Origin of the sequence: Actinoplanes awajinensis subsp. mycoplanecinus (assembly GCF_001509495.1) — a bacterium.
Classification (GTDB): domain Bacteria; phylum Actinomycetota; class Actinomycetes; order Mycobacteriales; family Micromonosporaceae; genus Actinoplanes; species Actinoplanes palleronii.
In genome coordinates, this window is sequence record NZ_LLZH01000167.1 from 1 (window position 1) to 12,023 (window position 12,023).

Genomic DNA, 12,023 nt, shown 5'->3' on the forward strand with positions numbered 1-12,023 from the left:
GGGGGGGGAAGGGGAATTCGAAATGACCAACCTGGACTGTTTTAAAATCGCGCTCCCCGCCCAAACCGGCCCCCCTCGCGCCAGGCCCCCCGACCCCCCCCAGGTTGCGGGAGGCGAGTCGTTAGGGGGCAGGTCGGTTCAGAGCTCAGCCGGTCCCCACGGTGACCGATCCGCTGGGCATGCGTAAGTGGACTCTCGGTGCCTTCCTCACCTCGGCGGTAGCCGTTTCGGCTGCCCTGGCTGCTCCCTCCCCGGCCCTCGCCGCCGGCTCGGTGATCGGTGCCGGCGCGCCCGGCGTCGTGGCCGGCCGGTACATCGTCACGTTGAAGAGCGGCGCCAAGGGTCCGCGCATGCACAGCCTCGGCGCCGGGAAGCTGCTGCACGCGTTCCGGACGATCCCCGGGTTCGCGGCCGAGATGACCGCCGCCCAGGCCCGCAAGATGGCCGCTGACCCGGCGGTCCGTTCGGTCGAGCAGGACCGGAAGGTCCGGGTGGCCACTACGCAGAAGAACCCGACCTGGGGCCTGGACCGGATCGACCAGCGCGGGGTCAAGCCGTCCAAGACGTACACCCCGACCGATGACGGGTCGTCGGTGCACGCCTACGTGATCGACACCGGTATCCGGATCACGCACGCCGAGTTCGGTGGCCGGGCGTCGTACGGCTGGGACTTCACCGACGACGACGCCACCGCGGCGGACTGCGACGGGCACGGCACCCACGTGGCCGGCACGATCGGTGGCGCCCACTACGGCGTGGCCAAGAAGGTGCAGCTGGTCGCGGTGCGGGTGCTCGACTGCGAGGGTGAGGGTGACCTGTCCGATGTGATCGACGGCATCGACTGGGTCACCGCGAACGCGGTCAAGCCGGCCGTGGCGAACATGAGCGTCGGCGGCTCGTCCAGCCCGTCGCTGGACTACGCGGTCGAGCAGTCGATCGCGTCCGGTGTCACCTACGTGGTGGCGGCCGGCAACGAGAACGACAACGCGGTCTGGAGCAGCCCGGCCGACGTGCCCGCGGCGGTCACCGTGGCGGCCACCGACAGCCGGGACCGCCGGGCGTCGTTCTCCAACTACGGCAGCGTCGTCGACATCTTCGCCCCCGGCGTGAACATCCGGTCGTCCGTGGCGAACAGCAACTCCGCCACCGCCGTCTACAGCGGTACGTCGATGGCCACCCCGCACGTGACCGGCGCGGTCGCGTTGATCCTGGACGCGAGCCCGGGCCTGACCCCCTCGCAGGTGCGCGCGAAGCTGGTCGCGAACGCCACCACCGGCAAGGTCACCGACCGGAAGGGCTCGCCGAACCGGCTGCTCTTCGTCTCGGCGCCGCCCGCCAAGCCGGTGATCGCCACGTCCCGGACGGGTGCCGGGACGGTCGGCATGTCGTACACCGGGAAGTTGACTTTGAAATCCGCGCGGCCCGGAATCTGGCAGGTAACCGGCGGCAGCATGCCGCCCGGTCTGTCGCTCGCGCACTCCGGAGCGATCACCGGCATCCCGACCCGGCCCGGCACCTACACGGTGACCGTGCGTTTCACCGACTACGTGCCGCAGGGGGTCACCCGCACGATCGTGATCCCGGTGGTGGCCGACGTCCCGGTGATCGACGCCGAGCTGCCCGCGGCGCAGGCCGGTGTGGACTACCAGGGCCGGCTGTCGACCGCGGACCAGCGTGACGGCGCCTGGACCCTGGCCGCGGGCGTGCTGCCGGCCGGGCTCGGTCTGGACGCGTCGGGCCTGATCAGCGGGGTGCCGACGGCTGTCGACGGGGAGACCGCGACGTTCACGGTCCGGTTCACCGACAGCTGGGGCAACACGGCAACCAGGCAGTACACGGTCGAGGTAGCAGCCTGAAAAAGGGTTGTCCCCGGCGAATCGCCGGGGACAACCCTTCACCAATCCAGGGCGGCCGCGTATTTCTGCGCGATCGCCGGCGTCTCCGCCAGGTCGGCCTCGACCACCGGCAGTCCCGGGCGCACCACGATCGCTCCGAGCTCGACCAGCAGCTGCCGTAGCACCCCTTCGGCGGCGGCGGCCTGCGGCGCGATCCCGGCGGTGACCACCGGCACCGCGAGTTTCCCGGCCAGCCCCTGGTTCGGCAGCTGGTCGAGGAGCACCTTGAGCAGGCCGGTGTAGCTCCCCTTGTACGTCGGTGTCGCCACCACCAGCAGGTTCGCCCCGGTCAGCGCGTCCACCGCGGCCGCGGTGGCCTCGTCGCCCTTGGTCAGCAGCCCCGCGCCCAGCTCGCCGACCTCGATCACGGTCGGCGGCGGCGAACCGAGCCGGACGGCCAGGGCCTCACCGACCGCGACGGCCAGGGCCGAGGTCCGTGATCCGGCGCGCGGGTTGCCGGACACCACAACGATTCCCGTCATGCGATTCGCGGCGCCCGGACCGGCACGCCGCGCCTCCTCTCCAAGTTCGGGTGAATTGCCCCGTTTCGGCAAACTGCTAACCCAGGCTGGTGTCCACAAACGAGCCGGTCCACTGGTTGAGAACATGTTCACCATCGGCCCGCTGGGGTCCGGGGTCAACAGCAATCCCAAATCCTAGTAAGAACGTGGGGTTTGTGGGATGTGGCGAGTGTGACTACGATGCGGTATGCCTATCTAACAGATAGGAATTATATCCTTGCTGGGTGCCGCCGGATCCGGTGGTCGTAGCCGTCGAAGGAGTCGCACATGTCAGCGCTCGCCATCGCCCATCCGCGTGCCACGCACACCCGCCCGGATCTGCGCCCGGTGCCCGACCTGCCGGCGGAGGCCCCGGTCACCGTCACGATCAGCATCGCCGGCGGGGTCGGCGGACGCGATCGGGTGCTGGCCGCCCTGCGGGAACTCGTCGACGCGGCCGGTCCAGGCGCCGCGATCGAGCTGGAGCCGCCGGCCGTGCCGAGCAGTGGTGAGGGCGAGATCGTGCTGGACCCGCGGGCGCGCACCGCGCTGCGCGGCGGTCAGCGGCTCGACCTCAGCCGCCTGGAGTACGACCTGCTGCTGTTCCTGGCCCAGCACCCGCGTCAGGTGTTCAGCCGGACCCAGTTGCTCACCCATGTCTGGGGCCACCGGCACACCACCAACCGGACCGTCGACGTGCACGTCAGCCGCCTGCGCACCAAGCTGGACGACCCCGAGTTGATCACCACGGTCTACGGCCTGGGCTACCGGCTCGCCGACGAGGCTCCCATCAATGTGATGGAACGCTGATTCATCCCGAAGGGGTCATACCCCCGCACGATGGGACTAAGGTTTCCGCTGCTCAGCGGTGACTTGATCAACAATGTGTCAGATTGACCGGTCCTTGCGGAAAGCATTGAAACATTTGAATACTTGCGAGCACTGGCGTGCCGGACCGGCGTGCCACCTACCCAATCCCCCTGGGAGGAACCGTGCTCAACCCGAAGCTTCGCCGGCCGATCGTCGGCCTGGCAGTCGGCATCCTTGTCGGCAGCGCCTTCATGGCCACGTCGCCCGCCTCGGCTGCCCCGGCCGTGGGCGACGCGTCGTTCGCGCCGTCCGCACTTGCCAGCAAGCTGGACACCCAGCTCGGCTCCCGTGACGCCGGGTCCTACCTGGACGCCTCCGGCAAGCTGGTGGTCAACGTGACCGACGCGGCCACCGCGGCCGAGGTCACGGCGTCCGGCGCCACCCCGCGCTTCGTGGCCCGCAGCGGCGCCGCCCTCGCGGCCGCCGACGCCAGCCTGAAGGTCAACCTGAAGACCCCGGGCACCGCCTTCGCCGTCGACCCGGTCACCAACCAGGTCGTGGTCAGCGTCGACTCGAGCATCACCGGCGCCAAGCTGGCCGCGGTCAAGGCCACGGTCGCCAAGCTCGGTGACAACGCGCGGATCGAGACCATCGCGGGCACGATCAGCACCCGGATCTCCGGTGGCGACGCCATCTACACCGGCGGCTCGCGCTGCTCGCTCGGCTTCAACGTGCGCACCAGCGCCGGCGTCAACTACTTCCTGACCGCGGGCCACTGCACCAACGCCGGTGCCACCTGGACCAACGGTTCCGCCACGCTCGGCACCCGGGCCGGCACCAGCTTCCCCGGCAACGACTACGGCATCGTCCGCTACACCAACACGACGATCACCAAGACGGGTGGCGTCGGTTCGCAGGACATCACGTCGGCCGGCACCCCGGCCGTCGGCGCCACGGTCTACCGCCGCGGCTCCACCACCGGCATCCACTCCGGCCGGGTCACCGCCCTGAACAGCACGGTCAACTACTCCGAGGGTTCGGTCTCCGGCCTGATCCGGACCACCGTCTGCGCCGAGCCGGGCGACAGCGGCGGCTCGCTCTACTCGGGCACCACCGCGCTCGGCCTGACCTCGGGCGGCAGCGGGAACTGCTCCTCGGGCGGCGTCACGTACTTCCAGCCGGTCGTCGAGCCGCTGAGCGTCTACGGCGTCTCGGTCTTCTGATCCACGACGTCGGAGGCTTTCGCCGCACGGCCCGGTAGGAACGTGACTTTGTCGCAAGGTCGCACTCTCCGACGCAGGACCGGGCGCGGCGCGAGATGAATGCGGTGGGGTCGCGGTCCAGCGATCCCACCGCAAACCTATGGGGTACGCATACGGAGCGCGCGTCCGCAGGCTACGAGCCGAGTCCCGCCCGTGAGGCGAACGCGGGACCGCAGCACGCAAGGCCCGGCCGCGCTCCCGGTTCTGGCTGGCTGTCAGGGGTGTCTCCGCTCTGCGGAGACACCCCTGAGGCACAGCTGGGTCAGGGCTTGATCTGGTGGTTCTCGGTGCGCTCCTCGCCGCGGCGGCGCAGCATCTTCAGCCCCGGCAGGCCGGCGATCGCCAGGTGCAGGTCCTCGGTCACCTCGAGCAGCTTGTGCAGGTCCGGCCCGACCTGGTCGAGCTTGCTCAGCAGCGGCATCACATCGTTCACCAGGTGGTCGCGCAGCACCGGGAGCTGGTCGACCATCCGGATCGCGGCGGTCACCTCGTCGGGGGTCAGCTCGTCGATGAACCGGGCGGCCAGCGGCGCGGCCTTGCGCAGCGTCGGGGCATACTCGTCGAGCATCTCGGTGGCGACGATCGACGCCTGATCGGCCCGCGCGACCACCGTCGACGCCTGTGCCGCGACCGTGGCCGCGTCGGTCACCAGGGTGCGCGCCGCCGCGCTGATCGCGCCGGCCTCGGCCACGATGTCGGCCGCCGAGGTGGTCAGCGACCCGGCGTCGATCACGATGGCGCCGGCCGCGTCGACCGTGGCGGAGGCCCGGCGGACCAGGTCACCGGCGGCCGTGGAGATCGCGCCGGCCTCGGTGACGGTCAGCGCGGCCGCCGTGCTGATCGCCCGGACCTCGGCGACCAGGGTGTCGGCCGTGCCGGTGATGGTGCGCACCTCGACGACGGTGTCCTCGGCGGCCGTGGTCACCGCGGTCACCCGCTGGATCAGCTCCTCGGCCTGGCCGATCGCCAGCCCGGCCCGGTTGACCAGCAGCTCCGCCTGGCCGAGCAGGTTCATGGCGCGCACCGGCACACTGACGACCGCGCCGGCGGTCTCGATCACCTGACCGATCGCGGCGCGGGTGAGATCAGCGGCGACGGCCGGCGCGGCAAGCACGACGCGGGACATCTGGACGGCTCGGGACAGCAGTGACGCCATCCCCCCATTCTGCTCTGCCCGGGCGAGCGGGGCCGGTCACCGACCGTGCCGGTGCGCAGGCTCACCGCGAAATTCGGATATTCGTCGGCGATCCACAGGACACCGGGCACGCATCCGGGCCGCCGGCACGGCACTATGCAGGGGTGCGACGTTCCCCGAACTGGATCGTGATGATGGCTGCCGTGGTGCTCCTGGGCGGTGTCGGCCTGCTGGCCAAGGGCCTGTTCAGCGGCGGCGGGGGCGCCGCCGACACGTATCTCGCCGGCAGCGCGACCACGGCGAGCCCGACGCCGGCCGGGCCGAGCCCCGAGGAGCTGGCGACGATCGAGCAGACCAAGCGGGCCAAGGCCCTGGACGCCGCGCTGAAGAAATACGCGGCCACCGTGCCCGAGTTCTCGGTCGCCGTGCTCGACCGGAAGACCGGCGTGACGTATGCCTACCGCGGCGCCGAGACGTACGAGACCGCCAGCGTGGTGAAGGTGCAGGTGCTGGCGTGCCTGCTGCTCACCGCGCAGGACGCCGGCCGCAAGCTCACCACGTCCGAGGACTCCCGGGCCAAGCTGATGATCCGCAACAGCGACAACGACGCCACCACCTCGCTGTTCACCTCACTGGGCAAGCAGGCCGCGATCCAGAAGTGCGACAAGCGGCTGGGGCTGACCGGCACCACGGTGAACAGCGCCTGGGGCCTGACCCGGACCACCGCCACCGACCAGGTGAAGCTGCTCTCCCAGCTGGTCAGCACGACGAGCCCGATCAAGGCCAGGGGCCGGGCGTACGCGTACAGCCTGATGAGCACGGTCAACGCCGAGCAGGACTGGGGTGTCCCGGCGGCGGCGAAGGCCGGGGAGAAGACCACCGTGAAGAACGGCTGGCTGGCCCGGTCGACCGAGAACGGCCGCTGGATCATCAACACGGTCGGCCGGATCACCGGCGACGACGTGGACGTCTCGATCGCGGTGCTGTCGCACGGGCACCAGAGCATGTCCGGTGGCATGGCCGTGGTGGAGAAGGTCGCCAAGCTGACTAGGACGTACCTGAAGTACTGAGCTTGCCGCGCTTGTTCCACCAGGTCAGCGCCTGGTTCACGATCAGGATCAGGATGACCGCGGCGAGCACGCCCTGCCACGGCTGCGGGAAGATCGAGCCACCGGCCAGGCCGATCGCGGCGTAGACCACCGACCACAGCGCACAGGCCGGCAGGTTGGCGACCACGAACGTCCGCCAGGAGATGCCGGCGAACGCGGCGGTCAGCAGCACCGGCACGCGGCCGCCCGGGATCAGCCGGGACACCAGCAGCACCGGCACCTGGCGCTGCTGGAGCCGGTCCTTGACCGCGGACAGGTGCTCCTCGTCGCGCAGCCAGCGCAGCCGCCGGGCGAGTTTCTCCCCGCCGAATCGGCACATCGCGTACATCGCCAGGTCGCCGACGTACGCGCCGGCCGCACCGGCGGCCACCACCAGGACCATGGTCACCGGGTGGCTCTCGTGGAACGCGAGTGTGGCGGCGCCGCTCACCGCCGCGCCGGTGGGCACGATCGGGATGATCGCCCCGAAGCAGACCACCGCGAACAGCCAGCCGAGCGCGCCCAGCGTGGCGATCACGCGGCCGGCCCGACGGTCAGCGTCTCGCCGTGCGCCAGCACCCGCACCCGGGTGTCCGGCGCTGCCCGGGCGGCCTGCTCGGCGAAGCGCTGCCCGGGCCCGTCGAACATGTGCTGCCGCAGCCGGCCCATCCCGACCGGCCAGAACGTGCCGTAGTGCACCGGCACCGCCAGCGACGCCTTCACCCGGCGCAGCGCCTCGGCCGCGTCCACCGGGTCCAGGTGGCCGTGCGCGCCGAGGGTCGGGCCCCAGCCGCCGACCGGGATCAGCGCCAGGTCGAGCGGGCCGAAGTCGTGCATCTGCTCGAACAGGCCGGTGTCACCGGCGTACCAGGTCCGCGAAGCGCCCTCGACCACGAACCCGATGGCCGCGGCCCGCTCCCGGGACCACGGACCGCGCCCGCCGTCGTGGCGGGCCGGCACGGCACGCACCCGGACCGCGCCGACCTCGACCTCGTCACCGGGCGCCAGCTCGACGCACCGGGCGGCGGCGGCCGGGCCGAGCGCCTTCGCGGTGAAGGCGGCGGCGCCGCGCGGCACGATCAGCAGCGGCTCGCCGGGCACCGCCTTCAGCGAGGACACGTGGAAGTGGTCGGCGTGCAGGTGGGAGAGCAGGATCGCGTCCGGCGCGCCGGGCAGCCGCGGCGGTGGGCCGGCCATCCGCCGCAGGTGGGCCAGCCGGTCGGTGAGCACCGGGTCGGTGAGCAGGGTGACGCCCGAGTCGGCGAGCCAGACCGTGCTGTGTCCCCACCAGGTGACCGTCGTCGTGCTCACCGGTTCACGGTACCCAGCCGCCGGAGGACCTGGCCGCACCGGCGTGCGTAAACCTGCTGCACGAGCACCGCGAACGGCCCGGCCAGCTTCATCAGGGTGCTCGCCGGACGGCTGAACGCGGTGACCGAGAACCACACCCTGCCCCGCTCGTCGCGCTCGACCACGAAGGCCTCCTCGCCACTGGCCGGGTGGCCCGGGAGCGTTCCGTACCCAAATCCGATCTTGTCGTCCTCCTGGGCGACCCAGACCACCTCGCACGGGGCGCTGACCGGGCCGAGACCGATGCTGAGCTGCCCGCCGGGTGTCGCCCGCCCGGCATCGGTGCGGACCCGCGCGCCGGTGGCGCGGTGCATCCGGAAGGTCACCACGGCCTCGCCGGCGGCGGCGAACACCGCCTCGCCGGACCCCAGCCGGGTCCGATAGCGCAGATGCCGATAGCCGTCCGGGAGCGCACCGGTGCGGGTCAGGCCGATTTCGGGGTACGTCAAGCGGGTCACCCGAGAAAGTGTGCCCTTCCTGAGGTCGAATGATTCCTGAGTCGCAGCTGTGACGTGACTCCGGCAAACTGGGCCGGTGACTGGACCCCGCTCCGCCGTCGTGGTGAACCCCGCCAAGGTGGCCGATCTCGATCAGCTCCGGCGCACCCTCCGCACCAGCCTCGCCAAGGCCGGCTGGCCGGAGCCCGCGTGGTTCGAGACCACCCCCGAGGACCCGGGCCGTGGCCAGGCCAAGCGCGCCGTGGCCGAGGGCGCCGAGCTGGTCTTCGCGTGCGGTGGCGACGGCACCGTGATGGCTGTGGTGACCGCCCTGAGCGGCACCGGCGTGGCGCTCGCGGTGCTGCCGGCCGGCACCGGCAACCTGCTCGCGGCGAACCTCGGGCTGGGCACCGACCCGGCCGCCGGGCTGCAGGTCGCGCTCGAGGGTGGCCGCCGCCGGATCGACGTCGGTGTGATCGGCGACCAGTGCTTCGTGGTGATGGCCGGGATGGGCTTCGACGCGATGATGCTGCAGGACACCTCGGAGCGGGCGAAGAAGCACATCGGCTGGCCGGCGTATCTCGGCGGTGCGGCCAAGCACCTGCTGGACCGGCCGATGCGGGTGCGGATCCGGCTGGACGGCGGCCCGCCGATGCCGCGCCGCCCGCGTACCGTGATCGTCGGCAACGTGGGCCGGCTGCAGGGCGGGATGCGCCTGCTGAAACGGGCCGTGCCCGACGACGGCAAGTTCAACGTGGCGATCATCAGCCCGAACAACCTGTTCTCCTGGGCCCGGCTGATCGCGGCGGTGGCCAGCCGGCGCGAGCGGGTGCCGAAGATGGAGACGTTCACCGCGTCCCGGGTGGAGATCTACAGCAACCGTTCGCAGCCGAGGCAGCTGGACGGGGACCTGATCGCTCCGGGCAAGGCCATGAAGATTTCCGTACGGCATAAGGCTCTTGTCCTGTGCGTGCCGCAACCCGACGCAGACCCGGACCTGGCCAACGACGCCGCAGCGGTCGTGAAACGAGCGAAACAGCGATGAGCAGCACCGAACCTGTTCCCGAGACCCGCAGCATGGCCGGGGACGAGCTCTCCGCGGATGACGCGTTCCTGGCGCTGCGCCACTACGGCCGCTGGCCGCTGGTCCGCGACGCCTTCATCCGGTTCCGGTACGGCGACGGCTTCAGCCACTCCCGGGCGTTCGCGCTGCAGCTGTGCCTGGCCATCGTCCCGTTCCTGATCGCCCTGTCCGGCCTCGCCACCGACCTGGGTGTCGAGTCCGGCGGCGAGGTGGTCGCGGACACCGTGATCGGCATGACCCCGGGCGCCAGCGAGCCCCTGGTCCGCGAGCTGCTGATGGACGACGAACGCACCGAGGACGCCGGCGAGCTGGCCCTGGTCCTCGGCATGATCACCGGCCTGTTCGCGCTGACCACCGCGATGGCCCAGGTGGAGCGCGGCGCCAACCGGATCTACGGGGTGGAGCGGGACCGCCCGGCGCTGCACAAGTACTTCCGGGCCGTCGTGCTCGCGTTCACCGCCGGCCTGCCCGCGCTCTTCGGCTTCCTGCTGCTGGTCGCCGGGCGGGCCGCCGGGGAGTCCGCCGAGGACCATTTCGACATACCCGGGTGGGTACGGGTGGGCTGGGACGTGGTGCGCTGGCCACTCAGCCTGGCCCTGATCGTCTTCGCGGTCGGCGCGCTGTTCCGGCACTCGCCGCGCCGCAAGCAGCCGGCGCTGTCCTGGCTGCTCTTCGGCGCCGTGGTGGCCACCGTGCTGTGGTGGATCGCCAGTCTGGGGCTCGCCGGGTACATCCGGGTCAGTGGCAGCTTCGGCGCCACCTACGGCCCGCTCACCGCGATCATGGCGCTGCTGCTCTGGGCCAACCTGACCGGGATCGCGTTCTTCCTGGGTCTGGCGTTCGCCGCCCAGCTGGAGGCGCGCCGGGTCGGTGCCAAGCCGGCGCAGCCCGATCAGTGGGAACCGGCGCCGGACGTTCCCGCTCAGCGCACGACCGGTGTACCGGCCGACCCCACGGGGTAAGAACGCGGCACCCCCCGACCTCTTGGGAGAAGTGCCGTGACCGAAGACAACCGAGTGGTGGAACGCGCCGGCTGGGCGCCGGTCCGGCGCTTCGCCGAACGTAGCGTTCTCGGCCTGATCGCGGTCATCGCGGTCGGGCTGGGGTTCGCCGCACTGCTGCTGCTGGTGCGTTTCCACTGGTCGCCGCTGCAGAGCCTGGACCACGCCGTCGCCGATGGACTCAACCATCAGGTGGCCGGCTCGGAGACCAAGGTGAAGGTGCTCCAGCAGATCTCCACGTTCGGCGGGCGTGGCTTCATGATCCCGCTGGTCGCGCTGGTCGTCACGATCCTGCTGATCCGCCGCCGGCCTCGCCCGGCGCTCTACCTGGTGGTCACCGGGATCGGCGCGATGATCTTGGACCCGTCGCTGAAGGTGCTCGTCGGCCGGGTTCGCCCGGTGGTCGAGTCGCCGGTCGCGACCGCGCCGGGCAACAGCTTCCCGAGCGGGCACGCGCTCGGCTCGATGATCGTGTGGGGCATGCTCGCGCTGGTCCTGCTGCCCGCCGTACGGCAGCGCTGGCGGCCGCTGTTCCTCGGCGTGGTCGGCCTGATCGTGGTGCTGATCGGGTTCAGCCGGATCGCGCTCGGCGTGCACTTCCTCTCCGACGTGGTGGCCGGCTGGCTGCTCGGGATCGCCTGGATCAGCGCGTCGGCGTACGCGTTCCGGGTCTGGCGCCGGGAGTCCGGCCACCCGGACGAGAACCCGATCCACGAGGGTCTCGAACCGGAAGCCGCGGCGGACCTGAAGATCGCCGCGAACGAGGAGGCGGTCCTGCCGCACCCGTGGGCCAAGGGCGCGGAGATCCTGGTCGGCTGGGTGCTCACCTTCGGCCTGCTCTACCTGCTCGGCTACTCGGTCACCCGGTGGTCACCGGGCTTCGACGACGCCGTGCCGCGCTGGCTGCAGACGTTCCGCACCCCGGAGCTCGACAAGATCAGCTGGGTGTGGAGCAAGGCCGGCGACACGCACGCCATCCTGATCATCTCGCTGATCTTCTGCCCGCTCGCGCTGGCCCTCTGGCGGCAGTGGCGCCCGGTGCTGTTCCTGGTGCTGACCATGGTCGGCGAGCTCACCCTGTTCCTGACCACTGCGGCCGCGGTCGGCCGGCCCCGCCCGGAAGCCGAGCAGCTGGACGGCGTGATGCCGACCTCGTCGTTCCCGTCCGGGCACATCGCCGCCACCATCTGCATGTGGACCGCGATCGCGATCGTCGTGATGGCCCGGGTCCGCCAGCCGTGGCGCTGGATCTTCCCGGCGCTCGCGGTGCTGATGCCGGTGGGGGTGGCGCTGTCCCGGATGTACCGCGGGATGCATCACCCGACCGACGTGCTCGGCGCGGTTCTGCTCACCGCGGCGTGGGTGAGCGTGCTCTGGTGGACCGTGCGCCCGAACGCGCACGCCGTCACGGCCACCGAGGCGGCCCAGGCCGACCGGGAACTGGTGGTGGCGAACTAGTGA

12 protein-coding genes are annotated in these 12,023 nt (G+C 71.2%); 7 read left to right on the top strand and 5 right to left on the bottom strand.

Features of this window, described 5'->3' with window-relative positions; genetic code table 11:
* Nucleotides 1-161: 161 nt before the first annotated feature.
* On the top strand, nucleotides 162-1,856 hold the full coding sequence (locus ADL15_RS18825) for a S8 family peptidase (protein WP_232344211.1): 1,695 nt from the start codon (nucleotides 162-164) through the stop codon (nucleotides 1,854-1,856).
* Nucleotides 1,857-1,894: 38 nt separating this feature from the next.
* Here the strand turns inward: ADL15_RS18825 and ADL15_RS18830 are convergent, their stop codons facing one another.
* On the bottom strand, nucleotides 1,895-2,377 hold the full coding sequence (locus ADL15_RS18830; protein WP_067692493.1) for an NADPH-dependent FMN reductase: 483 nt from the start codon (nucleotides 2,375-2,377) through the stop codon (nucleotides 1,895-1,897).
* A gap of 306 nt (nucleotides 2,378-2,683) precedes the next feature.
* On the opposite strand from ADL15_RS18830, the gene ADL15_RS18835 reads away from it, so the two are divergent.
* Nucleotides 2,684-3,205, top strand: a complete 522-nt coding sequence (locus tag ADL15_RS18835; protein WP_067692495.1) for a winged helix-turn-helix domain-containing protein — start codon at nucleotides 2,684-2,686, stop codon at nucleotides 3,203-3,205.
* A 182-nt stretch (nucleotides 3,206-3,387) separates the two neighbouring features.
* A complete protein-coding gene (locus ADL15_RS18840) occupies nucleotides 3,388-4,428 on the top strand; it encodes a S1 family peptidase (protein ID WP_067692497.1) in 1,041 nt (346 codons plus the stop codon).
* A gap of 301 nt (nucleotides 4,429-4,729) precedes the next feature.
* Here ADL15_RS18840 and ADL15_RS18845 read toward each other — a convergent pair whose 3' ends face one another.
* Nucleotides 4,730-5,623 carry a hypothetical protein gene (locus tag ADL15_RS18845; RefSeq protein WP_198170884.1) on the bottom strand — a complete coding sequence of 298 codons (894 nt, stop codon included), beginning with the start codon at nucleotides 5,621-5,623 and terminating at the stop codon, nucleotides 4,730-4,732.
* Nucleotides 5,624-5,766: 143 nt separating this feature from the next.
* Between ADL15_RS18845 and ADL15_RS18850 the strand changes: the two genes are divergently transcribed.
* A complete protein-coding gene (locus ADL15_RS18850) occupies nucleotides 5,767-6,672 on the top strand; it encodes a serine hydrolase (RefSeq protein WP_338025550.1) in 906 nt (301 codons plus the stop codon).
* On the opposite strand, the gene ADL15_RS18855 is transcribed toward ADL15_RS18850, so the two are convergent.
* From ADL15_RS18855 to ADL15_RS18865, 3 genes are read right to left on the bottom strand one after another with little or no spacing between them, the layout of a single operon-like run.
* Complete coding sequence (locus ADL15_RS18855) at nucleotides 6,650-7,228, bottom strand: DedA family protein (protein WP_067692501.1); 579 nt, start codon at nucleotides 7,226-7,228, stop codon at nucleotides 6,650-6,652. The genes ADL15_RS18850 and ADL15_RS18855 overlap by 23 nt on opposite strands.
* Nucleotides 7,225-8,001: an MBL fold metallo-hydrolase gene (locus ADL15_RS18860; protein WP_067692503.1), complete on the bottom strand. Its 777-nt coding sequence runs from the start codon at nucleotides 7,999-8,001 to the stop codon at nucleotides 7,225-7,227. The genes ADL15_RS18855 and ADL15_RS18860 overlap by 4 nt, the downstream gene beginning before the upstream one ends.
* The gene (locus ADL15_RS18865; RefSeq protein ID WP_067692505.1) at nucleotides 7,998-8,498 is read right to left on the bottom strand and encodes a DUF1990 family protein; all 501 of its coding nucleotides are present in this window, start codon (nucleotides 8,496-8,498) and stop codon (nucleotides 7,998-8,000) included. The genes ADL15_RS18860 and ADL15_RS18865 overlap by 4 nt, the downstream gene beginning before the upstream one ends.
* A 76-nt stretch (nucleotides 8,499-8,574) precedes the next feature.
* Between ADL15_RS18865 and ADL15_RS18870 the strand changes: the two genes are divergently transcribed.
* Genes ADL15_RS18870 through ADL15_RS18880 form a run of 3 tightly spaced genes read left to right on the top strand, consistent with a single transcriptional unit; the run spans nucleotide 8,575 to nucleotide 12,020 of the window.
* Nucleotides 8,575-9,522 (top strand): diacylglycerol/lipid kinase family protein, encoded by a 948-nt coding sequence (locus ADL15_RS18870; RefSeq protein ID WP_067692507.1) that lies wholly within the window; start codon nucleotides 8,575-8,577, stop codon nucleotides 9,520-9,522.
* Nucleotides 9,519-10,523 (top strand): YihY/virulence factor BrkB family protein, encoded by a 1,005-nt coding sequence (locus ADL15_RS18875; RefSeq protein WP_067692510.1) that lies wholly within the window; start codon nucleotides 9,519-9,521, stop codon nucleotides 10,521-10,523. Before ADL15_RS18870 ends, ADL15_RS18875 begins: the two co-directional genes overlap by 4 nt.
* 36 nt (nucleotides 10,524-10,559) lie before the next feature.
* Entirely contained in the window at nucleotides 10,560-12,020 is a 1,461-nt protein-coding gene (locus ADL15_RS18880) for a phosphatase PAP2 family protein (protein WP_067692513.1), read from the top strand.
* The last annotated feature ends 3 nt before the right edge of the window (nucleotides 12,021-12,023 follow it).

Bases quoted from the DNA above. Each gene is read 5' to 3' on its own strand.
- ADL15_RS18835 (WP_067692495.1), top strand. From the start codon at position 2,684: ATGTCAGCGCTCGCCATCGCCCATCCGCGTGCCACGCACACCCGCCCG.
- ADL15_RS18875 (WP_067692510.1), top strand. From the start codon at position 9,519: ATGAGCAGCACCGAACCTGTTCCCGAGACCCGCAGCATGGCCGGGGAC.
- ADL15_RS18845 (WP_198170884.1), bottom strand. From the start codon at position 5,623: ATGGCGTCACTGCTGTCCCGAGCCGTCCAGATGTCCCGCGTCGTGCTT.
- ADL15_RS18830 (WP_067692493.1), bottom strand. From the start codon at position 2,377: ATGACGGGAATCGTTGTGGTGTCCGGCAACCCGCGCGCCGGATCACGG.